Origin of the sequence: Streptomyces shaanxiensis, assembly GCF_039537145.1 — a bacterium.
Classification (GTDB): domain Bacteria; phylum Actinomycetota; class Actinomycetes; order Streptomycetales; family Streptomycetaceae; genus Streptomyces; species Streptomyces shaanxiensis.
Genome location: NZ_BAAAZY010000010.1, coordinates 408919 through 434107, shown reverse-complemented (window position 1 = coordinate 434107; position 25189 = coordinate 408919). Strand labels below are relative to the sequence as shown.

Annotated in this window: 21 protein-coding genes; 10 read left to right on the top strand and 11 right to left on the bottom strand. The window is 71.9% G+C overall.

Annotated features, from left to right (window positions below; translation table 11 throughout):
• Nucleotides 1–73 precede the first annotated feature (73 nt).
• Both ABD932_RS16020 and ABD932_RS16015 read left to right on the top strand, forming a co-directional pair.
• Entirely contained in the window at nucleotides 74–739 is a 666-nt protein-coding gene (locus tag ABD932_RS16020) for a TetR/AcrR family transcriptional regulator (protein ID WP_126396514.1), read from the top strand.
• Nucleotides 740–961: 222 nt separating this feature from the next.
• Entirely contained in the window at nucleotides 962–2302 is a 1341-nt protein-coding gene (locus ABD932_RS16015) for an MFS transporter (protein WP_345013101.1), read from the top strand.
• Between the two features lie 88 nt (nucleotides 2303–2390).
• On the opposite strand, the gene ABD932_RS16010 is transcribed toward ABD932_RS16015, so the two are convergent.
• From ABD932_RS16010 to wecB, 4 genes are read right to left on the bottom strand one after another with little or no spacing between them, the layout of a single operon-like run.
• Entirely contained in the window at nucleotides 2391–4598 is a 2208-nt protein-coding gene (locus ABD932_RS16010) for a glycosyltransferase (RefSeq protein ID WP_345013099.1), read from the bottom strand.
• Nucleotides 4595–6403, bottom strand: coding sequence for a hypothetical protein (locus ABD932_RS16005; protein WP_345013097.1), 1809 nt, complete (start codon nucleotides 6401–6403; stop codon nucleotides 4595–4597). The genes ABD932_RS16010 and ABD932_RS16005 overlap by 4 nt, the downstream gene beginning before the upstream one ends.
• Nucleotides 6403–7134 (bottom strand): class I SAM-dependent methyltransferase, encoded by a 732-nt coding sequence (locus ABD932_RS16000; RefSeq protein ID WP_345013095.1) that lies wholly within the window; start codon nucleotides 7132–7134, stop codon nucleotides 6403–6405. Before ABD932_RS16000 ends, ABD932_RS16005 begins: the two co-directional genes overlap by 1 nt.
• Nucleotides 7127–8215: a non-hydrolyzing UDP-N-acetylglucosamine 2-epimerase gene (wecB, locus tag ABD932_RS15995; protein WP_345013093.1), complete on the bottom strand. Its 1089-nt coding sequence runs from the start codon at nucleotides 8213–8215 to the stop codon at nucleotides 7127–7129. The genes ABD932_RS16000 and wecB overlap by 8 nt, the downstream gene beginning before the upstream one ends.
• Nucleotides 8216–8395: 180 nt before the next feature.
• Between wecB and ABD932_RS15990 the strand changes: the two genes are divergently transcribed.
• The 3 genes from ABD932_RS15990 (at nucleotide 8396) to ABD932_RS15980 (ending at nucleotide 12401) form a co-directional block, all read left to right on the top strand.
• On the top strand, nucleotides 8396–9814 hold the full coding sequence (locus ABD932_RS15990) for a glycosyltransferase family 4 protein (RefSeq protein WP_345013091.1): 1419 nt from the start codon (nucleotides 8396–8398) through the stop codon (nucleotides 9812–9814).
• Between the two features lie 5 nt (nucleotides 9815–9819).
• Nucleotides 9820–11154, top strand: a complete 1335-nt coding sequence (locus ABD932_RS15985; RefSeq protein ID WP_345013089.1) for a nucleotide sugar dehydrogenase — start codon at nucleotides 9820–9822, stop codon at nucleotides 11152–11154.
• Between the two features lie 83 nt (nucleotides 11155–11237).
• Entirely contained in the window at nucleotides 11238–12401 is a 1164-nt protein-coding gene (locus ABD932_RS15980; protein ID WP_345013087.1) for a glycosyltransferase, read from the top strand.
• A 4-nt stretch (nucleotides 12402–12405) separates the two neighbouring features.
• Here the strand turns inward: ABD932_RS15980 and ABD932_RS15975 are convergent, their stop codons facing one another.
• Complete coding sequence (locus ABD932_RS15975; RefSeq protein ID WP_345014421.1) at nucleotides 12406–12816, bottom strand: VOC family protein; 411 nt, start codon at nucleotides 12814–12816, stop codon at nucleotides 12406–12408.
• Nucleotides 12817–13078: 262 nt separating this feature from the next.
• Between ABD932_RS15975 and ABD932_RS15970 the strand changes: the two genes are divergently transcribed.
• Entirely contained in the window at nucleotides 13079–15127 is a 2049-nt protein-coding gene (locus tag ABD932_RS15970) for a glycoside hydrolase family 31 protein (protein ID WP_345013085.1), read from the top strand.
• Nucleotides 15128–15231: 104 nt separating this feature from the next.
• On the opposite strand, the gene ABD932_RS15965 is transcribed toward ABD932_RS15970, so the two are convergent.
• Complete coding sequence (locus ABD932_RS15965) at nucleotides 15232–15681, bottom strand: PPOX class F420-dependent oxidoreductase (RefSeq protein ID WP_345013084.1); 450 nt, start codon at nucleotides 15679–15681, stop codon at nucleotides 15232–15234.
• A gap of 98 nt (nucleotides 15682–15779) precedes the next feature.
• Between ABD932_RS15965 and ABD932_RS15960 the strand changes: the two genes are divergently transcribed.
• The 3 genes from ABD932_RS15960 (at nucleotide 15780) to ABD932_RS15950 (ending at nucleotide 19064) form a co-directional block, all read left to right on the top strand.
• Nucleotides 15780–16382: a TetR/AcrR family transcriptional regulator gene (locus ABD932_RS15960; RefSeq protein ID WP_345013082.1), complete on the top strand. Its 603-nt coding sequence runs from the start codon at nucleotides 15780–15782 to the stop codon at nucleotides 16380–16382.
• On the top strand, nucleotides 16379–17764 hold the full coding sequence (locus tag ABD932_RS15955; protein ID WP_345013080.1) for an MFS transporter: 1386 nt from the start codon (nucleotides 16379–16381) through the stop codon (nucleotides 17762–17764). Before ABD932_RS15960 ends, ABD932_RS15955 begins: the two co-directional genes overlap by 4 nt.
• 67 nt (nucleotides 17765–17831) lie before the next feature.
• Entirely contained in the window at nucleotides 17832–19064 is a 1233-nt protein-coding gene (locus tag ABD932_RS15950) for a serine hydrolase domain-containing protein (RefSeq protein ID WP_345013078.1), read from the top strand.
• A 54-nt stretch (nucleotides 19065–19118) separates the two neighbouring features.
• On the opposite strand, the gene ABD932_RS15945 is transcribed toward ABD932_RS15950, so the two are convergent.
• From ABD932_RS15945 to ribA, 5 genes are all read right to left on the bottom strand, one after another.
• Nucleotides 19119–20282 (bottom strand): saccharopine dehydrogenase family protein, encoded by a 1164-nt coding sequence (locus ABD932_RS15945; protein WP_345013076.1) that lies wholly within the window; start codon nucleotides 20280–20282, stop codon nucleotides 19119–19121.
• Nucleotides 20275–21336, bottom strand: coding sequence for a saccharopine dehydrogenase (locus tag ABD932_RS15940; RefSeq protein ID WP_345013074.1), 1062 nt, complete (start codon nucleotides 21334–21336; stop codon nucleotides 20275–20277). The genes ABD932_RS15945 and ABD932_RS15940 overlap by 8 nt, the downstream gene beginning before the upstream one ends.
• Nucleotides 21333–22478, bottom strand: coding sequence for an NAD(P)/FAD-dependent oxidoreductase (locus tag ABD932_RS15935; protein WP_345013072.1), 1146 nt, complete (start codon nucleotides 22476–22478; stop codon nucleotides 21333–21335). Before ABD932_RS15935 ends, ABD932_RS15940 begins: the two co-directional genes overlap by 4 nt.
• Nucleotides 22479–22551: 73 nt before the next feature.
• Nucleotides 22552–23532, bottom strand: coding sequence for an ornithine cyclodeaminase family protein (locus ABD932_RS15930; RefSeq protein WP_345013070.1), 981 nt, complete (start codon nucleotides 23530–23532; stop codon nucleotides 22552–22554).
• 33 nt (nucleotides 23533–23565) lie between these two features.
• The gene (gene ribA / locus ABD932_RS15925) at nucleotides 23566–24234 is read right to left on the bottom strand and encodes a GTP cyclohydrolase II (protein WP_345013068.1); all 669 of its coding nucleotides are present in this window, start codon (nucleotides 24232–24234) and stop codon (nucleotides 23566–23568) included.
• Nucleotides 24235–24275: 41 nt separating this feature from the next.
• Between ribA and ABD932_RS15920 the strand changes: the two genes are divergently transcribed.
• Nucleotides 24276–25046 carry a creatininase family protein gene (locus tag ABD932_RS15920; protein ID WP_345013066.1) on the top strand — a complete coding sequence of 257 codons (771 nt, stop codon included), beginning with the start codon at nucleotides 24276–24278 and terminating at the stop codon, nucleotides 25044–25046.
• The last annotated feature ends 143 nt before the right edge of the window (nucleotides 25047–25189 follow it).

The following is a 25189-nucleotide window of genomic DNA, read 5'->3' as shown; positions in this document are numbered from 1 at the left end:
GCCGGAGGGCTTCTACAATCACCGGCACACGGGTGGGCCACCGGGGCGCGCTCGCCCTCGCCGAAGGAACCCGATGACCAGCGTCGAAGAGCCGGCACGAACGAACGGGCGGATCCGTGACGCCGCCCGCACCCAGGCCGAGATCCTCGACGTCGCGACGCAGGAGTTCGCCCGCGCCGGCTACGACGGCGCCCGCGTCGACGAGATCGCCGCCCGCACCCGCACCACGAAGCGGATGATCTACTACTACTTCGGCGGCAAGGAGCAGTTGTTCACCGCCGTGCTGGAGCGGGCGTACGGCGTGATCCGGGAGGCCGAGCAGCAGCTCGACGTCGAGCATCTGGACCCGGTCGCGGCCATCCGCCGGCTCGCCGAGCTGACCTTCGACCACCACGAGCAGCACCCCGACTTCATCCGCCTGGTCAGCATCGAGAACATCCACGGGGCCGAGCACATCGCCGCCTCCGAGAAGCTCGGCAAGATCGGCTCGCCGGCCCTGGACGTGATCCGCCGGATCCTGGAGTCGGGCCAGAAGTCCGGCCTGTTCACGGCCGACGTCGACGCCGTCGACCTGCACGCGATGATCAGCTCCTACTGCTTCTTCCGGGTCTCCAACCGGCACACCTTCGGCGCCCTGTTCGGCCGTGACCTGGTGGACCCGGCCCGGCGCGAGTACTACCGCGCGTTGCTCGGCGACATGGTGATCGCGTACCTGACGGCACCGCGCGCCGAGGACTGACCCGGGCCGATCCGGACACCTCGCACCACAAGATCCTTCGGCATGACCTCTTGACACCCGGGAAACGTCGGCGCAACATCCGTAGCCATCCGCTACTAACTATCCAGTGGGTTAATTAGCCGGGTAGCTCCCGGCGCGGCCGACCCGTCACCCCAGGGATCCGGCGCCTCTTTCTCGCCACGCACTCCCCGTATGGTGGAGTTCCCTCGAAGGAGCACCCCTGTGTCCGTCCCCGACACCCCCGCCGGCCAGCCGAGGAAGGCGGCCACGGCTGCCTGGATCGGCAGCGCCCTGGAGTACTACGACTTCTTCATCTACGGCAGCGCGGCCGCGCTGATCTTCCCCGAGGTCTTCTTCGACGAGTCCGACCCGGCGACCGCCACCCTGCTGTCGCTGGCCACCTTCGGCGTCGCGTACGCCGCCCGGCCGGTCGGCGCGCTGTTCCTCGGTCACTTCGGCGACCGGCTGGGCCGTAAGAAGATCATGGTCTTCACGCTGATCCTGATGGGCGTGTCGACGTTCCTCATCGGCTGTCTGCCGACGCGCGACCAGGTCGGCACCCTGGCGCCGGTCCTGCTGGTGCTGTGCCGTGTGCTGCAGGGCATCTCGGCGGCGGGTGAGCAGGCCAGCGCCAACTCGATGACTCTGGAACACGCGCCGCCGAACCGGCGCGGCTTCTTCACCAGCTTCACGCTGAGCGGCACCCAGGGCGGGCAGCTGCTGGCCACCCTGGTCTTCATCCCGGTCGCCGCGCTCCCGGAGGAGCAGCTGCTGTCGTGGGGCTGGCGGGTCCCGTTCTGGATGAGCGTCGCGGTCGCCGTCGTCGGGTTCGTCATCCGCCGCAAGCTGGACGAGACGCCGGCCTTCGAGCAGCAGGCCGCCACCGAGGGCGTCGTCAAGCTGCCGCTGGTGGTGCTGCTTCGGGAGCACTGGGCGGATGTGCTGCGGGTGATCGGCGGTGCGCTGGTGGCCTCGGTCAGCACGATCTTCACGGTGTGGGCGCTGTCGTACGCCACGAGCGACTCGGTCGGGATGAGCAGGTCCTCCATGCTGTGGGTGGGCGCCCTCGCCAACCTGGTCGCGCTCGGCGCGATCCCGCTGTGGGCCACGCTGTCGGACCGCATCGGCCGCCGCCCGGTGTTCCTGATCGGCGCGGCCGGCAGCGCGGTGATGATGTTCCTGTACCTGTGGTCGATCTCGACCGGCTCCTACCCGCTGACCCTGCTGCTGGGCATCGTCACCTTCGGTGTGGTGTACAGCGCCGCGAACGGCGTGTGGCCGTCCTTCTACGGCGAGATGTTCTCCACCCGGGTCCGGCTGTCCGGCATGGCCATCGGCACCCAGATCGGCTTCGCGGTCGCCGGTTTCGCGGTCACCTTCGCCGCGCAGATCGCGGGCCCGAACGGCGACGACTGGTCGGCGGTCGCCCTGTTCACGGCGGCCCTGTGCGTGCCGCCGGTCGTGGCCGCCCTCTCGGCCCGCGAGACGGCCAAGGTCCCGACGGAGCAACTCGGCGAGCGGACGGCCGGTCAGGCCGCTCAGCGGGAGACGGTGACGGCCTGAGCGTGCCGTGATGGTGCGTTGAGCGTGCTTTGATCGCGCGCGAACTCCCGAGTCCCCGGACGCCATGACGGCTCCGGGGACTCGGGCATCAGCGCGCCACCAGCAACTCCGTCCAGGTCTCCGCGACCCGGTCCAGGGAGAAGCCCTCCCGTACCTGTGTGCGGGCCACCTCACCGGCGGACCGCCACCCGTCCTCGCCCAGAGCTGCGATCGCGTCGGCCATCGCCTCGGGGTCGTCGTGGATCCACCGCTTGTCGTAGATCTCGTCGGCCCCGGGCCACGGCAGCAGTGCGGGCACGGCACCCGAGGCCATCCCCTCGGCGGGGGCGAGGTGGAAGCTCTCGTCGTCGCTGGTGGACAGGACGTGCCCGACCCGCCGCAGCCAGCCCGCCACGTCCGGCCCGAACGTGTCGACGACGACGGCCCCTTCGAGCAGCGGCGAGGTCTGCATACGGCGCAGCACGGCGTCGTAGTGGGCACGCTCCTCCGGCTTGTTCCAGATCCACCAGTACTCCCAGGGCGGCTTCGACTTGACCGACAGATGCCAGCGCCGGTCGCGGGCGCGCAGCGCCTCCAGCACGTCGAGGCCGAGGTCGAGGCGTTTACGGCTGGGCGCGATGCCGATCATGCCGAGGCGGTGATGGGCGCCGGGGGCCTTCGGGCGGTCGAGCTGGTCGGTGTCGACCCAGTTGGGAACGACCACGACCTTGGACTCGGGCCAGCCGGTGTGCTCGCGGGTGCGGCGGGCGTAGTACGGACTGACGCACACCACCCGGTCGACGGCGTCGATGTCGACCTGCCCGGGCCACGGGGCGTCCAGTTCGAAGCGGTGCAGCCGTACGATCAGCCGGCTGCCGCGCCGCTTGTGGCGGCTGTACCAGACGGCGGCCGGACCACACCATTCGACGACCACCACGTCCGCCCAGTCGGCGAGTTCACGACTGGCGTCCGGGTCGTGGCGGGCCAGTGCGGGCCAGGCGTCGACCCGTACGTCCAGACCGGGCAGGGCGCGGAAGTGGTCGAGCAGCCGGGTGAGGAACTTCAGGTCGTGCCCGGCGACGCCCACCCGCAGGGGGCGCTGACGCGCCGTCACCTCGCCGGGCGCGGCGGGGAAGACCCGGCCGAGGTGGGCCCGCCAGCGGGCGGCCGCTCCGTCCAGGGTGTGGTGCCGGGCGGCCTCGCGGCAGCGGTCGGCCGCAAGACGCCGGGCCTCCGGCTCGCGCACGGCGCGGGCGACGGCGTCGGCGGCGTCGTCGAGTCCGGCCCGCCCGGGCACGAACAGCGGATAGTCGGTGCCCAGCAGCGCCTCGTGCGCCGGGGTGCGGTTGAGGACCACGGGCAGGCCCAGCGCACCGAACTCCAGGACCTTCGTGGACAGTTCGAGGCTGGAGTCGAGCACCGGATCCCGCCAGCCCAGGCCCACGTCGCACCCCGCGGCGATGCGCATGGCCTCCTCGCGGGGCTGTCCGCCGTGGTGGTGGACGCCGGACGTGGCGGCCAGCGCCCGCGCCATGTCGGCCTGGAAGTGGGGGTGGCCCGGGTCGTCGTGGATCTTGTCGCCGACGGTGTGCAGTTCGGCGGGGACGCCCCGCTCGGCGAGCAGCTCGGGCAGCCGGGTCATGGGCAGGGTGTTCCAGCGGGGCGCGAACTTGCCGGTGTAGACGAGCCGCAGCGGATCCTGCGGTAGCGGATCACGCGGTCGGCCGGCGCCGTCCCGGTCCGGCACCGGGAAGTCCGGCTCGGGCACGGCGGGCGGGCTGAGCACGCACTTGCCGCAGGCCTCGGGCACCCAGGCCTCCAGGAAGCAGCGCAACTCCTCGGTCTGGCACAGCAGCCGGTGCGAGGCCTCCGCGATGCGGACGAGATCCGCGCGGGCCGCCTCGGTCATCTCGGCGGCGGACTGCGGGATGTCGGTGAGGTAGGCCCAGATCCGCCCGTCGAACACACCGTCGGCCACGATCCGGGTGACCAGCCGCCGGCCGCGCAGCACCAGCAGGTCGCAGGGGTCGTCCTCGTCGAGCCGGGTGAGTACCGCCGAGGCCTGCACCGGCGACATGGGCCGGTCGGCGAGCCCCGGCAGCAGCCTCTCCTCGTGCGGATGTACCAGGGTGACCCCGGGCAGCTCGGCCAGCGGATCGGTCAACCGACCCGTGCGGACGGGCGACTTGAGGACGAGCCGGGCCTCGCAGCCCGCCAGGGACAGCGCCTGCACCGTCGACTGCGCCCACACGGCGGAGCCGTCGATCAGGTTGAGGTCGACGTCGCCGTAGACGAGCGCCCGCAGCGTACGGCTCATGACGGCTCCTTCCCGCGCACGGCGAACAGTCGGTGTCCTCGCGCCGCCCAGCTGCCGGGATCCGTACCGGACAGGTGCAGCGAGCGGCGCACGAGCAGCGGGCGCAGTGATGGTACGAAGACGTAGTCGTCGGCGGTCGGCGTGTGGCCCACCGCGTCGGCGCCGGAGTACTCCTGGGCGCACATCAGATCGAGCAGCAGGGTGTCCGGCCGGTCCTCGGTGAGGTCGGTCCAGTCGGCGACCCAGGGCGCCGAGGGCTGCCCCCGACGTACCGTCAGCCCGGCGGCGGTCAGTTCTTCGAGTCCCACCGGGTCGGGTACGACGACCTCGACCGGGCGGTGCAGCTGGCCGAGCACCTGCCCGACGAGCCGGGCGACGTCGGTACGGTCCCGGGGCGCGGCCAGCACGGCGACGCGCCGCTCGTCCAGCGGATCCGGGGCACCCGTCAGCCGCGCGAGCTGCGACAGCCGTACCCGGGTGCCGTCCTCCCGGAACACCTCGCGCAGCCGTTCGCGGCCTTCGGCGGCCGGGTCGAGCCGGGCAAGCCGTACGCCGGTGTCGGCGTCGACGACGGCGTCCCAGGCGAGCCGGGCGAGCCCGGGTGCGGCGGAGGGGGGAGCGTCCCGCCACAGCACCGCCGACCGCCCCGACACCCGTGCCTCGGCGAGCAGTTCGGCCAGGGTGCGGTCCAGGTCGGGGGCGAGTCCGGTACCGGTGAGCCACCAGGGTCCGTCGCCCGTGCAGGCGCTCAGCTGGACGACGAGGACATCGGGATCGGTGCGCTGCAGGAGCAGCCGTCCGTCGTGCGGCAGCAGACGGTTGACGACCACGTCCGCCGCGAAGTCCTCGGCGGTCGCGGCCGTGAGCACACCGGCGACGACGAGACGGTCGCGGGGCGCCGCGGTCAGGGCACGATGGGCGAGGTGGAACCGGTCGTCGGCAGGTGCGTCCGGCTCGGGCTGCGCCTTCGGGGCGCTGTCGGGCGCCCGCCCGGTGGAGCGGCGCCGCCCGCGCCACAGTCCGTACAACTCCCCGGGCAGCCGCACCGCGCCCCGCTTCGGCGCCCGCGCGGCCGTCACCAGCGCCTTCCCCACCCGCAGCGAGGTCGAGCCCTCCAGCATGGCCACGCGCGCCTGAAGCACGTCGACCCGGTCCCGGGCGGCCCGCAGCGCGGCGGCAAGCTGCTCCTTCTCCCGTACGGCGGCGGCGAGCCGCTCGGCGATCCCGTCCTGCCCGGCGGCGCCCCGGAGGCGCTCCGTCTCCTCGACGGTCCTCTCCAGGTCGAGCGTGCGGGCGCGCAGGGACCGGGACGCCAGGTCGGCGAAGACGTACTCGTCGGCGATCCGCAGCGCGGTGGCGTAGCCGTCGGACGGGACCGGACGGCCGAAGAAGTCGTGCGGCGGCAGGAGTTCGTCGGTGCGGGCGATGACCGCGCCGGCGTGCAGCTGGACGTAGTCGAGGGGCGCCGCGCGCAGGACCTGGCAGCGGTGGGCCACCAGGTCGTCGAGGAGCCGGTGGTAGGGAAGTTCGGATCCGCGGTGACCGAACACGATCAGCCCGCGTGCGCCAGGGCGCATGCGGGCCAGTACGGCTCGGCAGGCGTCCTCGCTGCCGTGCAGGCCGGCGTCGGGACCGTAGGACAGGAGAGCCAACTCGCCCTCCCCGATGGGCCGTTCGTCGTCGTCACGCAGGGTGACGCCGGGCGGCAGGTGCAGATAGGGCTCCAGGCGCAGGCCGCCGCCGGTCGCATCCACCAGCGTCGTGACCGCGTCGAGGTGCGGATGGAGCAGATCGGTCAGGCGCATCAGCGGGTCCTCGTGAAGACGTGGAAGCCGACCCGGTTCTCCCGGAAGCCGTACGGCCTGGAGAGGGTGTGCCGCAGGCCGAGCGGCTCGAGTTCGGCGCGGTAGGCAGCGGGCGGGCGGTGCGCGATACGGGCGCCGCGGGTCGTGGGCTCGGTGGTGTCCTCGTCGCCGACGGTGTCGGTGACGATCAGCCGTCCGGCGACGCGGACGAGGGAGGCGAGGTTGCGCAGCCCGGCCGCCCACTCCTCGTCGTCCGGCACGTGGAACAGGACGTCCACGCAGACAACGATGTCGTACGGCCACGGACCGCGCCACTCGTCGAGCGTGGCGACGGCGTAGCGCGGGCCGCCGCCCTCGGCTCGGGCGTGGTCGACGGCGGTCGGACTGGCGTCGAAAGCGTCGACCCGATGGCCGCATCGGGCCATGGCACGGGCGAAGTAGCCCTTGCCGCAGCCGGCGTCGAGCACGAACAGCGGGGCGGCGGGGCTGGACAGGTCACCGATGAGGGACAGCAGCGTGCCGAGTCGCTGGGCGTAGAAGATCTCGTTGCCCGGACGGTCGAGGCCTGTGTGCCCGCCGGAGGCGAGCTCGTCGTGGTCGGCGTGGCGGGTGTCCCAGTACGCCCGTGTGTCGTCGTGTGTCCCTGAGTCGTCGTGCGTCCCCGTGTCGTCGTGCGTCCGTGCACCCCCGTACGTCGGGATGTCGCCGTACGTCCGCGTGTCGTCAGCCATGTCGCTCCAGCCATGCGGTGATGACCCGGGCGATACGGCCGCCCGACCGGCCGTCCCACAGCGGTGGCCCCTCCCCCGGCGCGACTCCCCCGCCGTCCAGCACCTTGCGCAGCGCGGGCACCAACTCCCCGTGCGTGACCAGCCGGTTGGTGCCGTGGGTGACCGTGACCGGGCGTTCGGTCGTCGTCCGCAGGGTCAGGCACGGGACACCCAGGACGGTCGTCTCCTCCTGGACGCCGCCCGAGTCGGTGATCACCGCGGCGGCTCCGCGCACGAGGCTCATGAACTCGACGTAGCCGAGCGGGTCGAGCAGGTGGACGCCCGGCGCGTCCGCCAGGCCCGCCGCCCGCAGCGCGGCCCGGCCGCGCGGATGCAGCGGTACGACCAGGTCCAGATGGCGGGCTGCCTCGGCCAGCACACGGGCGGCGGCCGCGGCGGCCTCCGGGTCGTCGACGTTGGCGGGCCGGTGCAGGGTGACGACGCCGTAGCGCTCGGGCAGTCCGTGTGCCGCGCGGGCGGTCGCCGGGTCGAAGTGCTCCATGTGGGTGAGCAGGGTGTCGATCATGGGGTTGCCGACGAGGTGCACCCGCTCGGCGGCGATCCCCTCGCGGGCGAGATGCCCTACGGCCTCGGGGCTCGTGACGAACAACAGCTCCGCCAGCTGGTCGACCAGGCGCCGGTTGACCTCCTCCGGCATCGCCATGTCGAAGCTGCGCAGCCCGGCTTCGACGTGCGCGACGGGGATGCCCAGTTTGGCGGCGACGAGGGCTGCGGCCAGCGTCGAGTTCACGTCGCCGTACACCGCGACGAGCGCGGGTGCGCGGGCGGTCAGTTCGCTCTCCAGGGCCACCAGGAGGTCGGCGGTCTGCCGGGCGTGGCTGCCGGAGCCCACGCCGAGGTCGGTGTCGGGTTCGGGCAGGCCGAGTTGCCGGAAGAAGACGTCCGACATCCGCTCGTCGTAGTGCTGCCCGGTGTGCACGAGCACCTGGTCGCAGCCCGCCGCGCCGAGGGCGGCGACGACCGGTGCGGCCTTGACGAAGTTCGGCCGGGTGCCGACCACATGAAGTACGCAGCCGTCCATCGGCGCCTCCTGCTGTCTGATGGCTCGGTCGCCTACGGGCGCCACATGCCGGGGTCCTTCGGCTCCCTCGCGGCCGGTGTCCTCGGGACAGTGCCTGTTGGTGGGCACTTGCCCGGCGTTGCGACCTACCTTTGGCGTATGTACCGAAATCTCCCCCTTGCTCTCAGTTTGGCTGCCTCGGTGGCACTTGGCGAGCTGCGGCAGGATCCGGCTCGGGCGGCGCTGCTCGGTCTGCGTCTGCTGCCCGGTCGGGTGCGGCGCGGGGTGGGGCCGTTGGAAGGGCGGCTCGCCATGCGTGCCCGGACCGCGGGTCCGGTCGCGACACCGTCCGGCGCGCGGGTGCCCGCGCCCGGCGGCCGGCCGTTCCGTCCGGTGCCCGGGCGGGTGCTCCATCTGGTCACCAACGGGCTGCCGTTCCGGCACGCCGGCTACACCGTGCGCACGCAGAAGCTCGCCGAGGCGCAGCTGGCGGCCGGGCTGGACCCGCATGTGGTGACACGGATCGGCTTCCCCGTGACGGCGGGAGTGCTGGACGCCCGCCCGACGCAGCACGTGGGCGGGGTGCCGCAGCACCGCCTGCTGCCGCCGCGGCTGCCGTACGGACAGGCGGCGGCACTGGCGCGCAACGCCGAGCTGGCCGCGCGGCTGGTGGAACGGCTGCGGCCCGCGGTGCTGCACGCAGCGACCGACCACGGCAACGGCCGGGTGGCGCTCGCCCTGCGGGAGACGTTCGGGCTGCCGGTGGTCTACGAGGTGCGGGGCTTCCTGGAGGAGACCTGGCTGACGCAGGCGCCGGACCGCGGCCGGGACGACGAGACGTACCGGGCGCGGCGCGCCCTGGAGACGTTCTGCATGCGTGAGGCCGATCTGGTGCTGACGCTGGGTGAGGCGATGCGCGCCGAGATCGTGGGGCGCGGGGTGCCCGAGGAGCGGGTTCTCATCGTGCCCAACGCCGTGGACGACACGTTCCTGGCCCCGCTGCCGGACGGGGCGGCCGTGCGCGCCCGGCTCGGGATCGCGCCGGACGAGTACGTGGTCGGCACGGTCGGCAGTCTCACCCCGCACGAGGGGATCGGCACATTGCTCCATGCGGGTGAAGAGCTGCGTCGGCGCGGCGTCCCGCTGCGGCTGCTGATCGTCGGCGACGGACCGGAGCGCCCGGCGCTGGAGCGACTGGCCGCCCGGCTGGGCCTGGACGACGGGACCGCGCTGTTCACGGGCCGGGTGCCGCACGAGCAAGTGCGCGATTTCTGCGCCGTGTTGGACGTGTTCGCGGTGCCGCGCACCGACGAGCGGGTCTGCCGGCTGGTGACCCCTCTCAAGCCGGTGGAGGCGATGGCGTGCGGGATCCCGGTGGCCGCCAGTGACGTCGCCGCGCTGAGGGAGCTGGTCGAACCGGAGGTGAACGGACGCCTAATTCCGTGCAAATCGGCAAAATCCTGGGCTGATGAACTGGAAATGCTCATTTACAGTCAAAAGCAGCGGAATGAATGGGGAGCAGCCGCCCGCGCGATGGTCGCGCGTGACCGCACCTGGAAGCGGGTCGCCGCCACAACCCGTGAGGCGTACCGCGCCCTTGGATGCCTTGAGGCGGGGTGAGTCCTATGCAGGTCGAACAGACCGGAGCACTCGGGGAACTCGGAGAAGAGAGCGAACCGCTCGGGGAAGCAGAACCGCCCGATCGCGTGGAACTGGCGGTGATCGGGCTCGGCTACGTCGGACTGCCGCTCGCACGCGAGGCCGCGTCGATCGGCCTGAGAGTCGTGGGTCTCGACCGCGACCCCCGGATCGTGGAGGCGCTCAACACCGGGCACTCCCATGTCGACGACGTCTCCGACGAGGACGTCCGCCGGATGCGGGCGGCCGGGTTCACGGCGTACACGGACGACGCCTGTCTGGCCCGCGCGCAGTCCGTGGTGATCTGCGTGCCGACCCCGCTCAGCGAGGACGGCGGCCCGGACCTGAGCGCGGTCAAGGCCGCCGTGCGCACGGTCGCGGGGCGGTTGCGGCCCGGTCAGCTGGTCGTGCTGGAGTCGACCACCTATCCGGGCACCACCGAGGAGGTCGTACGGCCGCTCCTGGAGGAGTCGGGGCTGCGAGCCGGCCCAGACTTCGCGCTGGCCTTCTCTCCCGAGCGCATCGACCCCGGCAACGCCACCCACGGGCTGCGCACCACACCGAAGGTGGTCGGCGGCTGCACCCCGTCCTGCGCGGCACGCGCGGTCGCCTTCTACGGCAAGCTCGTCGACACCGTCGTCCAGGCGAAGGGCACCCGCGAGGCCGAGATGGCCAAGCTGCTGGAGAACACCTACCGGCATGTCAACATCGCCCTGGTCAACGAACTGGCCGTGATCAGCCACGAGTTGCACGTCGACCTGTGGGACGCGATCCGCTGCGCCGGCACGAAGCCCTTCGGCTTCCAGGCGTTCCGGCCGAGCCCCGGGGTCGGCGGGCACTGCATCCCCATCGACCCCAACTACCTGTCGTACAAGGTGCGTTCGTCGCTCGGCTACGAGTTCCGGTTCGTCGAACTCGCCCAGGAGATCAACCGTCGGATGCCCGAGTACGTGGTGCGCCGCGCCCAGGACCTGCTCAACACCGCCGGCCGGCCGCTGCACGGCTCCCGGGTGCTGCTGCTCGGGGTCACCTACAAGCCGGACGTCGCGGACCAGCGGGAGTCGCCCGCGGTGCCGGTGGCGCGACTGCTGCGGGAACGGGAGGCCGAGGTGTCCTTCCATGACCCGCATGTGCGGCTGTGGTCCGTGGACGGGGCGAGCGTCCCGCGCGTCGGCGACGTCATGGCGGCGGTGCGCGAGCACGACCTGACGATCCTGCTCCAGGACCACTCGGCGTACGACCTGCCGGCCATCGGCGACACGGCCCGGCTGCTGTTCGACACCCGGGGGCGGATCTTCCGGCCGGACGTGGAAGTGCTGTGACCGGCCGGACGCAGGGGTGGTGCGATCGGCCGCCCGTTCGTCCGGGCCATGGATCTCGGGGCAGTCGAAAGGTACGTGCTCTGATGCGGATACTCGTCGTCACCGTCGTCCACCACCCCGAGGACGCCCGGATCCTGCACCGGGAGATCGGCGCCCTGCGCGAGCGCGGCCACCGCATCGTGTACGCCGCGCCGTTCGCGGCCCGCGAAGTGAAGCCACGGCCGTACGTCGAGGGCGTGGACCTGCCCCGGGCCGCCGGCCGGGACCGCCGGGCGGCACTGCGCGCGGCCCGCACGCTGCTCGCCGAGCGGGGACCCCAGGCGGACGTCGTCCTGCTGCACGACCCGGAGCTGCTGCTCGCCCTGCCCGGCACGCTGCGCCGATGGCGGCGCGCGGGACGCACTCCCGTCACCGTGTGGGACGTGCACGAGGACACGGCGGCGGCGCTGGTGATGAAGCGCTGGCTGCCACGACCGCTGCGGCCGCCGCTGCGGCTGGCCGTGCGGGCGGCGGAACGGCTGGCGGAACGGCGGCTGCGGCTGCTGCTCGCCGAGGACGCCTACCAGCGGCGTTTCCGCCGCCCGCATCCCGTGGTCGCCAACCTCACGACGGTGTCGCCCGAACGGCCCGAGCCGCCGGGCGACGACCGCGTCGTCTACCTCGGGCACCTGTCCCGGGCACGGGGCGCGCTGGAACTCATCGAGACGGCACGGCTGCTGGCGCCCGACGTCCAGGTCGAGGTGATCGGCGCGGCGGACCCCGAGGTGCGGGACGCCCTCACCGAGGCCGACCGGGACGGAGTCCTGTGCTGGCGCGGCTACCTCCCCAACGACGACGCCCTCGACCGGCTCTCCGGCGCCCTGGCCGGCCTCTCCCTCCTCCACGACCAGCCCAACTACCGCCACTCACGGCCCACCAAGGCCGTGGAGTACATGGCCCACGGCGTCCCCCTCGTCACCACGCCCACCCCACTCGCGGCCGACCTCGTCGAACGCTACGGCTGCGGTCTCGTCGTACCGTACGAGGATCCGGCCACGGCCGCGGACGCCGTACGGCGCCTCCGCTCCGACCCGGAGATGCGCCTGCGTGCGGCCACGCGGGGCTGGGAGGCGGCCCTCTGCGACCTCAACTGGGCGGACCGGGCGACCGAGTTCGTGATGTGCCTGGAGGCCTGGGTGAAGGAGACGTCCGGTTCGGCGCCGGACACCGCTGCCGCGGTCGCGGGCGGCACGGCTCGTACCGTCTGACCCACTAGGTGTTGGACCAGCCCCTCCTGCACAGCACCAGCCGGTATCCGTCCGGGTCCTCGATGGTGACACCCCACTCGTTCCAGTACGGGTTGGGCGACGGCACCCGCTTGCCGCCGTGTTCCTCCAGCCTGGCCACCAGGTCGTCCGGGACGGGACCGTCCAGGTAGATGACGAGGAGGTCCTCCTCGGTCGGCCGCGGCTCGACGGGATGGGCCGGCTCGTGGACGAGTTCCAGATGCCACTCGGCGTCCGGCCAGCCCAGCATCAGCAGGTCGTGCTCACCGGGTTCCGGGCCGCCGGCCGCCCGCCATACGACGCCGAGTCCGAGCCCCTCGGCCCAGAAGCGCTCCGCGGCGGCCAGGTTCCGGGACGGGCGGGCGATACGGATGTGGCTGCGGCCGTTGACCGGCATGAGGCCCTCCATGTGTCTTTCCATGTGTCTTTCCATGTGCCTGAGCTGCGTTGATCCGCTCCGCAGCCTAGGCAGCCCGGGTGTGCGGCGGCCATCGGTCATCCGCCTTGGGCCCAGCGTCCTAGGCCCTGACGATCGCCCCTCGCCCCGTTGACAGTTGACGTTTTGCGCAAGAACATCGGCCAGAACGAGCAGAAAAGAACAGCACTGCGGCACACAGCGATCCCATGGCTCTCCCGTCTCCCGCCGAAGGACGTGAGTGGTGCGCTTCCTTTCCCGCAAGTCCGTCAGTCTGCTGGCAGCCGCTCTGGCGGCGACGCTTCTGCCGCCCACGGCCCACGGCAAGACCGAGCCGACCACCATCGCCAGGGTCTCCGAAGCGCCCGGCACGGTGACGCTCGACTCCGCCGGCTACTCCGTCTCCGTCCGCACCGACGGCCAACTCGCCCTCACCACACGAAGATCGGGCCGCACCGTACTCGCGACCGGCCCCGACGCCCTCCGCTTCCGCAGCGGCGGCACCTGGCAGCACGCCACGAGACTCACCGACTGGCGCTGGCGGAACGGCGTGCTCACCCTGACCGCGGACACGACGCTCCCGGGTGCCCAGGTCGAGGCACGCCTGACACCCGCCCCCGACCGCTACCAGCTCGACTGGGACGTCACCGGCACCGAGGCCGACGAACTCGGCCTCACCTACGACCTCTCCTCCGCCGGCCACTGGTACGGCCACGGCGAGACCGGCACCCCCGCGGGCGGCCCGTACACCGACCAGCCCTGGCCGCTGGACGCCGGGCAGGTCGACCAGGAGGACTTCAGCGCGGCGTCGTACCAGATGGTCGACCCCTTCTGGTTCACGGCGAGTTCGGCCGGCCTGTACGTCGACACCGGCGACACGATGGACGTGTCCCTCAACGCCGGCGGTGACGGACTCGGGCGCTTCACGGTCGAGTCGGGGACGACGTACAAGGCGACGGTCTTCGTCGAGTCGACCCCGCGCGCCGTCTACCGCGACTACATCGGCATCGTCGGCAAGCCGCGCCAGAGCGACGCGACCTACGAGCAGTACGCCAAACCACTGTGGAACTCGTGGGCGCAGTTCTACACGAAGGTCGACCAGGACAAGATCCTCGACTACGCGACCGACCTGCACGACAACGGACTTGAGGGCCACACCGTCCAGCTCGACGACAAGTGGGAGTCGAACTACGGGAACATGACCTTCGACCCGAAGGCCTACCCCGACCCCAGGGCCATGTCCGACAGGATCCATGACCTCGGCTACGACTTCGGACTCTGGGTCACCCTCTGGATCAACCTGGACTCCACCAACTACCGGTACGCGGCCGACCACGACTACCTGCTCCGGGACGCCGCCGATCCCACCAAGCCCTGCACGGTGACCTGGTGGAACGGAACGGCGGGCATCGTCGACCTCGCCAACCCCGAGGCGAAGGCCTGGTACCAGTCCACCTTGCGGAAGCTGATGGACACGTACCGGGTCGACGGGCTGAAATTCGACACCCGCTTCTTCGACGACAACTGCGCCGGCCGCGACGGGCACACCCGCACCGACTACCAGCGCCTCGGCTCCGAACTCGCCGACTCCTACGACCTCCAGGGCGCCGGAATCCGCGTGCACTGGGGCAGGTCGGCACACGAGTCCGGCTTCGTGATCCGGCAGATCGACAAGGGCACCGGCTGGAACTCCCTCAAGGCCTCCGTCACCCAGAACCTCGCCCTGTCCACCATCGGCTACCCCTTCGTCGAGACCGACATGATCGGCGGCTCCCTCGGCCAGCCCGCGCCGACGAAGGAGGTGCTGGTGCGCTGGGCGCAGTCGGCGTCGTACATGCCGTTGATGTACGCCTCCACGTCGCCCGTGGACACGATCGACCCGACGACCGGCCAGAAGGTCGACTACGACGAGGAGACCGTCGCCCTGTACCGCGAGGCGATCGCCCGCCACGAGCGGCTCGCGCCCTACATCTGGGACCAGGTACGGCACACGCTCAGGACCGGCGACCCGATCGTCCGGCCCCTGTTCTTCGACTTCCCTCGGGACAGGGCGAGTTACACGGTCGCGGACCAGTGGATGCTCGGCCCGGCGGTACTCGCGGCACCCAACCTCACCTCGGCACCGTCGCGGGACATCCATCTGCCGCCCGGCACGTGGTACGACGTCAACCACGGCAGGACGATCAAGGGCCCGACGACCCTCACGTCGTACCCGACCCCGCTCGCCGTCACACCCGCCTTCGTGAACCTCCGGGCGGAGGGCGCGGACCGGGCGCTCCGCGCGCTGCGCTAGCCAGGGAGGGGGAGCTTCGCGCGTACCGGCCGGTTTCAGGGGCGGCCGGTACGCGCGACGCACGGGGATCAACCCTGATGGCAGGCCGTGAAGGTGACGGAGAGTCAGCCGCGATTGGCATCCTTCGGGATCCCGTACGCCCGCTCCACCCGCAACCGCAGCACCAGCCGCCGATCGCGGACCATCGCCGCCCGGTAGTCCTCCCAGTCGGGGTGCTCGCCCAGGACGTCCCGGTAGAGGCGGACGAGTTCGTCGACCGTGGCGTCGTACGGGTCCTGCGCGACCGGCGTGAGGTCGGCCGTGCCCTCGGCGACGACGTAGGCCCGCCGGTCGGGGGACGTGACGTGGTACGAGGCCCGGGGGTCCCGGCGCAGATTGCGGGTCTTGGCGCGATCGTCGGTGATCGAGACGCGGATGGTCCGCTCGTCGGGGTCGTAGGCGTGGCTGACGTTCGACAGCTGTGGCCGGCCGTCACGTTTGAGGGTGACCAGCACCCCGCCGTGGCCCTCGGAGAGCAGCGCGAGCAGTGCGTTCTGGGTGGCGTCCTGAGTCATGCCTGGATCAACCCTGGTCGGCGGCCGTTGCATTCCCTCCCGGGCTCCGCCGTCAGCCCTCGTAGACACTGTCTACTCGATCATGGTAGACACTGTCTATGCCTTCTGGTCAGGAACCCGCTCATGAATCCGACACCGGGCTGCGCGCCCGGCTGATCGACGTCGGCGTGGATCTCGTCGCCCGGGAGGGCGCCCCGGCGCTCACCCTGCGGGAGATCGCCCGCCGTGCGGGTGTCTCGCACGGCGCCCCGCGTCGCTACTTCCCCACCCACCTGGAGCTGCTCTCGGCCATCGCGCGCCGCGGCTTCGAGGAACTCGCCCATCGGGCGACGGTGGCCGTCGGCGACAGCAAGGCGGTCGGCCCGCGGGCACAGTTGACAGCGCTCGGTCGCGGCTATCTGGAGTTCGCGCTCGGCAACCGCGGCATGTACGAGCTGATGTTCCGTCACGATCTGTTGGAGAGCGGCCACTTGGGTCTGCGAGACACCAGTCTTCCTCTCTTCGGCCGCCTGGTGGACCTGGTCGGCCAGGTGCGCCCCGACGCCGATGCCCGGCTAGTCGCCGGCGCGCTGTGGGCCAATCTGCACGGCGTCGCCCAGCTGTGGGGCTGGGGCAGCCTCCAACTGGCCACGGGCGCCGACGACTTCGTACCGCTGCTGCGATCGGTCCTGGACGCCCATCTCGGGCAGGAGGGCGAGTGAACCCGCGGCTCACCCTCGTCGGCAGCGTCGTCGGAGCCGTGATCGTCGTGCTCGACGGCACGGTCCTGACCGTCGCCCAGCCCGCCCTGCGAAACGACCTCGGCGCCTCCTTCGGCCAGGTCCAGTGGACCAGCACCGGCTATCTCATCGCGGTGGCGAGCCTGTTGGTGTTCGCCGGGCGGCTCGGCGACCGGTACGGCCACCATCGGGTGTTCGGGATCGGCATGCTCGGCTTCGGGGCCGCGTCGGCCGGGATCGCACTGGCGCCGGACATCGGGTGGGTGATCGCACTGCGGGTCGTGCAGGGCGTGTGCGGGGCACTGCTGCAACCGGCCACGCTGGGGATGCTGCGGGCCGCCTTACCGGCGGACCGGCTGCGGACGGCGATCGCCGTACGGACGGCCGCGATCGGGGTGGCGGCGGCTGCCGGGCCGGTCCTGGGCGGTGCGCTGGTGGCGGGGCCGGGCTGGCGGGTGGTGTTCCTGCTGAACGTCGTCCCCGCCGCCGTCTTCGGTGGGCTCGCCCTCACCGTACGGCCCCCGCGCGCGGCCTCCCCGGTGCGGCTCGACGTGCCCGGCGCCGCCCTTCTCGCCGTATGCCTGGCCTGCCTGGTCCACGCCCTCGTCGCGCAGCCGGGGTGGGTCTGGACCGCCGCGATCGCCACGGTCACCGGTGCCGCCTTCGTCCGACACGAGCGCCGGAGCGCGAGCCCTCTCCTGCCGCCGATGGGGGCGCCTCCCGCTCGAGCGAATTCGAGAGTGGGGGACATCGACTCGCGGGCGGTCGGCTCGGCGCTCGGCATGCTGGTGGCCGCTTCGGCGGCGCTGTCCGGCAGCCTCTTCGTCGGCACGTTCCTGTTGCAGGGCCCCCTCGGCCTGAGCCCCTTCCACAGCGCCCTGGTCAGCCTGCCGCTGGCCGCCCTGATGGTGATCGCGGCGCCCTCGTGCGCGGTGCTGCTGCGCCGGGCCGGCGCCCGCCGCACGACCACTGCGGCGATGGTGGTCCTCGCGCTCGGCATCCTCGTCCTGTCCCGTGCGTCGGCCGTGCCCGCCCTCTGCGTGGGGTTCGCCCTGGTGGGAGCCGGGTTCGGCACGGTGATGGTGGCGGCGACCCATGCCGTCGTACGGGAGGCCGCCGTCGAGTCGGCCGGAGTGGCGGGCGGGCTCCAGCAGACCGCGATGAACGTCGGGCCGGTGCTGGGCGTGGCGGCCGCCACCGCGCTCATGGGAGCGGGCGGTGACCCTGAGCTGCCGCTGACGGTCCTCGCCGCGCTCGCCCTGGCCGGTGCGGTGCCGGGCCGGGCCCTGCCGGGAAGGACCGACCCCACGATCGACGATCATGGTCAATCTAAGGACCGTACACCTGTTCCTGCGCGACCATGAGGTCAGAGGCCGTTCCGACGGGGTATGCCGGAGCGCATCCTCGTCGCAACGCATTCGGAGGAGAGCGATGGCACTGCTGACACAAGAGGTCGACCCGGGTGAGGTCGGGCTGGACGCGAAGGCGCTGGACCGCCTCGACCAGCACTTCGCCCACTACGTCGACGAGGGGCGGCTGCCCGGCTGTCTGGTGTCCGTCGCCCGCGGTGGACGCGTCGCCCACCTCACCGCGCTCGGCCACCGCGACCGTGCGGCCGGGCTGCCCGTCGAGGCGGACACCCTGTGGCGGATCTACTCCATGACCAAGCCGGTCACGTCGGTCGCCGCGCTGCTGCTGGTGGAGGAGGGCAAGCTGTCGCTCGACGACCCGGTCGGCCGCCATCTGCCCGCCTTCGCCGAGCCCCGGGTGTACGTCAGCGGGTCCGGCGCCGACACCGTGACCCGTCCCGCCGACGGTCCGATAACCGTCCGGCACCTGATGACGCACACCGCGGGACTGACCTTCGCCTTCTACCACACGCACCCCGTCGACGCCCTCTACCGCGACGCCGATCTGGAGGCCGCGGTGGTGCCCGGTTCCGACCTGGCCCACACGGTCGACGTGTACGCGAGCCTGCCGCTTCAGTTCGAGCCGGGCACGCAGTGGAACTACTCGGTCGCCACCAACGTCCTGGGCCGGGTCATCGAGGTCGTGTCCGGGCAGCCGCTCGACGAGTTCTTCGCGGAGCGGATCTTCGGGCCGCTCGGGATGACCGACGCCGGGTTCTGTGTGAGCGACGAACAGGCGGGCAGGCTGGCGGAGTTGTACGGCGAGTCCGAGGACGGCGGTATCGAGCCGATCCCGGGCCTCCCGTTGCACGGCCGGCCCCGCTTCCTGTCCGGCAGCGGCGGCATGGCGGCCTCCGCCCACGACATCCACCGCTTCATGGAGCTCCTGCGCCGCCGCGGCGAACTCGACGGCACCCGCCTGCTGGCCCCCGCGACCGTGGACCTGATGACGTCCAACCAGCTCCCCGGCGGCGTCGACCTGCGCGCCTTCGGCAGCCGCCCCGCGCATGACGAGCCCGGCAACGACGGCCTCGGCTTCGGACTCGGCGTCTCCGTGGTGATCGACCCGACCCGTACGAAGGCCCCGGCCGGCCTCGGCACGTTCGGCTGGAGCGGGGCGGCGACGACGACGTTCTTCGTCGACCCGGGCCGCGATCTGACGGTGCAGTTCATGACGCAGGTGCGGCCGAGGACCTCGCACACGATGTTCCAGGACCTGAAGCGGCTCGTGCACGAGGCCGTCACGGGCGACTGAGTCTTCTGCACGAGGCCGCCGTGGACGGCCGAGTCCTCCTGGTTCGGCCCGGCCCTACTGGTCCACGCGCAGGGTGAACTCCAGCCCCTCCAAGGCGAGTTCGCGCAGCCACTCCTCCGAGCGGGCCGCCGTCTCGGCGGCACGGTTCAGGCCCGCCGGCAGGGAGCCGTCCAGGATGTGGCGGACGCCGAGGGCCAGGGGGCGGGACACGCACCGGGCCATCGCGCTCTCCTCCTTGTCCCCCACCAGGTCGAGGAGGTAACTGCCGGACCACGACTGCCCTTCCCCGCCGCGCACGTCCAGTGACACGGCGAGGACGACGCGGTCGCGGTCGGTGTCCGTGGTGGGGTAGGCGGCCGCCAACTCCCCTGCCAGAGCGGCGATCTGGGCGTCGTCACCCGCCTTCAGCTCCTCGAAGACGGCGTCCCAGGCACGCAGCCAGCCCTCCAGACGCAGCGTTCCGCGCACGAAGGTCTGCGGCTTCCAGGCGGGCGGCAGCCCGTACTGCTCGACGAACGGCACGCTGTCGCGGTTGGGGTAGACCTCGAACGTCTCCCCGTCGACGACATGCCGCCGGGTCACCTCCCACGGCCGCTCGGCGACGGTCTCGGCACCGTCCTTCAGATAACGCGCCGGTGAGCGAAGGGCGTTCAGCACCCCGGCGGGCGCCCAGCTGAAGCGGTACCGGAAGGAGTTCGGGATCGCGGGGACACCGCCGCAGTACGAGGTGAGGCTGTACGAGGCCGCCGTGTCGTCTCCGATGGCCTCCCGGGCGCGGCCGACGAGGCAGTGGGCGAAGAGGTGGTCGATGCCCGGGTCCAGGCCGGCCTCGGTGAGGACTACGAGCCCGGCCGCGGTGGCGGCGGGGACCTGTTCGAGGACCGCGTCCGACACATAGCTGGAGCAGCCGAAGTGGGCCTGTTCCCGGATGCAGGCCGCCAGGATCCCGGCGTGCTCCGGCGCGGGCAGCATGGATACGACGATGTCGCCGGGCGCCAGTTCGGCCGTGAGCGCGGGAAGCGTGAACGCGCGGGGCTCGGCGCGTCCGGTGAGGCCCAGCCGGGCCAGGGCGTCGGCGGCGCGGTCCTCGGTGCGGTGCCACAGCCGCACGCGGTCGGCCGTGTCGCACAGCCGGGCCAGACCGCTGCCCGTGGACAGTCCGGCGCCCACCCAGTGGACGGTGCCGCTCGCGGGAACCCTGACGGCGTGGTCAGACATTGCGGAACTCCCCTTCTGCGATGCCGAGTTCACAGCAGGCCTGGCGGAACCGGTCGACGCAGCGGCCCCATGGCCCGCCGGTCTCGAACTCCATCAGCTGGGGCAGCAGCGCCGAGGAGAAGTCGGTGCTGGACTCGCGGGGCAGCAGGGAGGGGAGGTTGTCGATGGCGATCAGATCGAGCGGGGGTTCCTTGCGCAGGCGGCGTACCGGATCGGTCCACTCGGTCGTGCGGTCGTAGATCGGCAGGACGTTCAGCGGGGAACCGACGTCGACGGTGACGTCGCAGAGGGTGCGCAGTCGGCGGGCCGGGTCGTCGAGGTCCTGCTCGCGCAGAAAGGGCGGGACGGGGGTGGTGGCGAGGACGGCGTTCACCATCACGTCGTGCGCCAGCAGGGCCCCGCGGTCCAGGTCGCGGGTCTCGGCGAGGTCCCAGGGCGTCGCCTCGACGCCGGCGGTCAGGAACGCCAGGCGCGCGCCCCGGCCGCTGCGGCCCAGAGCTCCTGTCACCAGGGCGGTGAACTCCTCGTCCCCTGCGGCCGGTTGGAGGAGCTCGTCCAGCTCGTCCTTGGACGTGGGGGTGAGCGGCGCGACGAGTTTCCCCCGGTGCTGGAGGACGGCCAGGGCGGCACCCAGGTAGCCGGCCCAGAAGCCGAAGGCGGCGAGGCGGCGGCCGTTGTCGTCGACCAGGTACTCCAGGTCGAGCAGCCTGCCTCCCCCGGCCGCGAACCGCCGGAGCAGGTCGCCGGCGCCGGGCTGCTGTTTGTAGGCGTGTCCGAAGTAGATGTGCCGGTGCGTCAGCTCGGCGGGTTCGTCCGGGAGTTCCTTCAGTCCGAGGATCACCGCGTCCGCCGGGGCCGACACCCACGAGCCGGCGGGCGCGATCCGGCAGCCGGCCGCCTCGTACTCCTCGACGGGGAAGATCCGTTGCGGTGACTCCTCGACGGTCAGCGTCACCCCGCTCTCCACCAGCCGCCGTGCGTCGGAGGGCACGATCGGGGTGCGTCGCTCGGTGGAACGGACCTCGTGGCGCAGCCACAGGTGGAGAACGGTCATACGCGGTTGGCCTCCGGGCGCGGTGCGTCGGCCGCGAACCGGCCGGCGCTCAAGGGGCTGACGTCCACGAAGGGTACGCGGCCGAGATACAGGTCGCGGACGACCTCGCCGACGGCCGGTCCCTGAAGAAAGCCGTGGCCGGAGAAGCCCGTCGCATACAGAAAACGGGATACGGAAGTCGCCTCGCCGATCAGCGCGTTGTGGTCCGGGGTGATCTCGTACAGGCCCGCCCATCCTCCCGTGCGGCGCAGGTCGAGAAGGGCGGGGGCGCGGCGCTCCATGGCCGCGGCCAGGCGGGGGATCCAGCGGTCGTGGGTGTCGGTGGCGAAGCCGGGCCGCTCGTCGGGGTCGGACATGCCGAGGAGGAGGCCTGGACCCTCGCCGTGGAAGTAGAGGCTGGTGGTGAAGTCGATGGTCATGGGCAGGTGCGGCGGCAGTCCTTCGACGGGTTCGGTGACCGCGACCTGGCGGCGCAGCGGCACCAACGGCAGGTCCACGCCCACCATCGCGCCGACGGCCCGCGACCAGGCGCCCGCCGCGCAGATCACCGTGTCGGTGGCGATGCGCCCGATGGTCGTCGTCACGGCGGTGATCCGGTCGCCGTGCCGTTCGATGCCGGTGACGTCGGTGTGGCGTAAGATCCGCGCCCCGTACTGGCGGGCGGCGGACGCGTAGCCGTGGACCACGGACTCGGGCGTGCAGTGGCCGTCGTCCGGCGAGAACGCGGCCGCGAGCAGGCCATCGGTGGTGATCAGCGGGGAGAGCCTGCGGGCCTCGGCAGGGTCGATCATCCGGCTCGGCACTCCGAGGGAGTTCTGCAGCCGGACGCTCGCCTCGAATCCGGCGACCTCCTGCGGCGTCGAGAGCAGGAACAGATACCCGACCCGGTGCAGCCCGATGTCGTACCCGGTGTCCTCCTCGAACCGGCCGAACGCCTCCAGACTGCGCGCCCCGAGCTGGATGTTGAGTTCGTCGGAGAACTGCGCGCGCACCCCGCCGGCCGCCTTCGAGGTGGAGCCGGAGCCCAGTTCGTCCCGCTCGACGAGGACGACGTCCCGTACGCCCTCGCGGGCGAGGTGGTAGGCGATGCTGGTGCCCATCACGCCGCCTCCGATGACGACGACGCTCGCGTGCGTGTTCACGGCCGCACCCCCTCGGCCGTCTCGACGACGGCTCCGATCTCGACGACGGCTCCGATGTCGCTCGCACGCGTTGTCACAGGCCCGCCTTCCTCGCCGCCTCGACCACGGCCCACGCGGCGGCCGCGTCCTGGATGCCCAGGCCGACGCTGTTGTAGTAGACGATGTCGCCGGGTCCGGATCTCGGGAAGCTCCGCTCCGTGAGGACGGCGCCGAGCCCGACCAGGTCCTCGTGCGCCAGCCGCCCTTCGCGCAGGGCCTCCACCACGGGCCCGGCATGCGCGGCCGCGGTCGCCGGGTCGTCGACGACGACAGCTCCGGACTGCGCTGCGCGCCGCAGGACCTCCGCGTCCACCTCGCGGCGCCCGGGCTCGAACGAGCCCACGCTGACCACCGTGCATCCGGGCGCCAGCCACTCCCCTCGAACCACGGGCGTCGCGCTCAGGGTGCAGGCCGCGACGAGCGACGCCCCTGTCACGGCCTCCTCCGCGGTGCCGACCGCCCGGACGGCGACCCCCAGTTCGGCCGCGAGCCGTTCGGCGGCGCGGGCTCGGTTGCGCGGGGTCGGACTCCACAGCCGTACGGACTTCAGCTCCCGCACCCGGGCGACGGCCCGGGCATGGGCGAGGGCCTGCGTGCCGGAGCCGAGGAGGGCGAGGTCGGCGCTGTCGGCAGTGGACAGGGCGTCGAAAGCGACGGCGCTCGCGGCCGCGGTGCGCAGGGTCGTGATCGGCGTGCCGTCCATGACGGCGACCAGGCGGCCCGTCTCCGCGTCGAGCGCGGTGATGACGGCGTGCACGGTGGGCAGACCGGACGCCGCGTTGCCCGGGTTGACGCTGCCGATCTTCGCGACGGCGCCGGTGTCCGCGGACAGCCGGGAGACGTACGCGAAGACGACGCTGTCGTCGAAGCGGCTCGGGTGCATGATCTTCCCGGGCAGGTCGGCCGCGTCGGCGCCGAGCGCCGCGAAGGCAGCCCGCTGCGAGGCGATCGCCGCGTCGAGGCCGAGCAGGCCCGTCACCTGGTCTCCGGAGAGGAAGAGGACGTCGTCGGTCATTCCCTCTTCCTGTCCGGACGAGCCTCGCGGCAATCAGGACAGGTGCGCGACCGCGTCCAGATGGGGCAGGTGGTGGTCCAGGCGCTCCCGCTTGGTGCGCAGGTAGGTGATGTTGTTCTCGCACGGCGGGATCAGCAGCGGAACCTGCTCGGCCACCTGCATGCCGTGCCGCAGCAACGCCTCGCGCTTGCGCGGGTTGTTGGACATCAGCCGGACCGAGTTGACGCCCAGGTCGTGCAGGATCTCGGCGGCGACGCCGTAGTCCCGGGCGTCCACCGGCAGCCCGAGCGCGAGGTTGGCCTCGACGGTGTCCAGGCCCTCTGCCTGCAGGGCCATCGCGCGCAGCTTGGCGAGCAGGCCGATGCCGCGGCCCTCGTGCCCCCGCAGGTAGACGACTATGCCGCGGCCCTCGGCGACGACCGCGCGCAGCGCCGAGGCGAGCTGGTCGCCGCACTCGCAGTGCTGGGAGCCGAAGGCGTCGCCGGTCAGGCACTCGGAGTGCAGCCGGGTGAGCACGTCCTCCGTGCCGATCTCGCCGTAGACCAGGGCCACTTGCTCGTCGCCGCGGTCATGGTCGAGGTATCCGATCGCGCGGAATTCCCCGTACACGGTGGGCAAGGGGGCATTCACCACGCGTTCCACGCCGGAACGCTGCGTACGCGGTGCGGACTTCTTGCCGAGGACACCAACTTTTTCTGTCATGATTCTTCAGTTCCTAAGCAGAGACGAAAGGCCGGGAAAAGATGAGTGATTCGCAGACGCGGCCGGCGGCACACTCGCTGGTGCCGGCGGACACCACCGAGGACGTTCGGGAGCGGGGAGCGGGCCTCTCACGACAGGTCGCGGTCCTTCCCGTCGGGAGCTTCGAGCAGCACGGCCCGTTCCTGCCCCTTGCGACGGACACGCTCGTGGCCTGCGCGATCGCACGCGAGATAGCCGCCGTACACCCGGTGCACCTCCTTCCGCCGGTGACGATCGCCTGCTCGCACGAGCACGCGGCCTGGCCGGGGACCGTCAGCATCTCCTCCGTGACCCTTCATGCGGTGATACGGGACATAGCGGCTTCGCTCCGCCGGTCGGGTGTCGACGCCCTGGTGCTGGTCAACGGGCACGGCGGAAACTACGTACTGGGCAATGTCGTTCAGGAGTCCTCCGCGCGGGGCGAGCGAATGGCACTGTTCCCGGCCCCGGAGGACTGGGAGACGGCGCGGGAGCGGGCGGGGGTGGAGACCTCGCTGCTCACCGACATGCACGCGGGGGAAATTGAGACCTCCATCCTTCTGCACACTCATCCCGAATTGATCCGACCCGGATATGAGACTTCCGATTTCGTGGCGGACGACCGCCGTCATCTCCTCACCCTCGGTATGTCCGGCTATACCGATTCGGGGGTCATAGGCCGCCCTTCGCTGGGTTCCGTGGAAAAGGGGAAGCGGCTGCTGGCGAGCCTCGCGGATTCCTTCGGCGCGTATGTGTCACTGCTGACCTCCGCGGAGGATTCCGTACGGGACTGAGGAGACGCAAGGGCGTAGCGTCCGGGTTCCGGGGCCGTCTCGGTGACGGCGGTCCCGGAACCGGCGCGCAGGCCGGTGTACCAGCGGGCGACGAGGACGAGGACGCCGGGCAGGGCGGCCACGAAGCTGAGCACGCCGTACAC

Coding starts and splice junctions, on each gene's coding strand:
- ABD932_RS15975 (WP_345014421.1), bottom strand. CDS start 12,816: ATGCCGGTCAACGGCCGCAGCCACATCCGTATCGCCCGCCCGTCCCGG.
- ABD932_RS15980 (WP_345013087.1), top strand. CDS start 11,238: ATGCGGATACTCGTCGTCACCGTCGTCCACCACCCCGAGGACGCCCGG.
- ABD932_RS15920 (WP_345013066.1), top strand. CDS start 24,276: ATGAGTGATTCGCAGACGCGGCCGGCGGCACACTCGCTGGTGCCGGCG.
- ABD932_RS15960 (WP_345013082.1), top strand. CDS start 15,780: ATGCCTTCTGGTCAGGAACCCGCTCATGAATCCGACACCGGGCTGCGC.
- ribA (WP_345013068.1), bottom strand. CDS start 24,234: ATGACAGAAAAAGTTGGTGTCCTCGGCAAGAAGTCCGCACCGCGTACG.
- ABD932_RS15985 (WP_345013089.1), top strand. CDS start 9,820: ATGCAGGTCGAACAGACCGGAGCACTCGGGGAACTCGGAGAAGAGAGC.
- wecB (WP_345013093.1), bottom strand. CDS start 8,215: ATGGACGGCTGCGTACTTCATGTGGTCGGCACCCGGCCGAACTTCGTC.
- ABD932_RS16010 (WP_345013099.1), bottom strand. CDS start 4,598: ATGAGCCGTACGCTGCGGGCGCTCGTCTACGGCGACGTCGACCTCAAC.
- ABD932_RS15950 (WP_345013078.1), top strand. CDS start 17,832: ATGGCACTGCTGACACAAGAGGTCGACCCGGGTGAGGTCGGGCTGGAC.
- ABD932_RS15930 (WP_345013070.1), bottom strand. CDS start 23,532: ATGACCGACGACGTCCTCTTCCTCTCCGGAGACCAGGTGACGGGCCTG.
- ABD932_RS15940 (WP_345013074.1), bottom strand. CDS start 21,336: ATGACCGTTCTCCACCTGTGGCTGCGCCACGAGGTCCGTTCCACCGAG.
- ABD932_RS16020 (WP_126396514.1), top strand. CDS start 74: ATGACCAGCGTCGAAGAGCCGGCACGAACGAACGGGCGGATCCGTGAC.
- ABD932_RS15945 (WP_345013076.1), bottom strand. CDS start 20,282: ATGTCTGACCACGCCGTCAGGGTTCCCGCGAGCGGCACCGTCCACTGG.
- ABD932_RS16005 (WP_345013097.1), bottom strand. CDS start 6,403: ATGCGCCTGACCGATCTGCTCCATCCGCACCTCGACGCGGTCACGACG.
- ABD932_RS15965 (WP_345013084.1), bottom strand. CDS start 15,681: ATGACTCAGGACGCCACCCAGAACGCACTGCTCGCGCTGCTCTCCGAG.
- ABD932_RS16000 (WP_345013095.1), bottom strand. CDS start 7,134: ATGGCTGACGACACGCGGACGTACGGCGACATCCCGACGTACGGGGGT.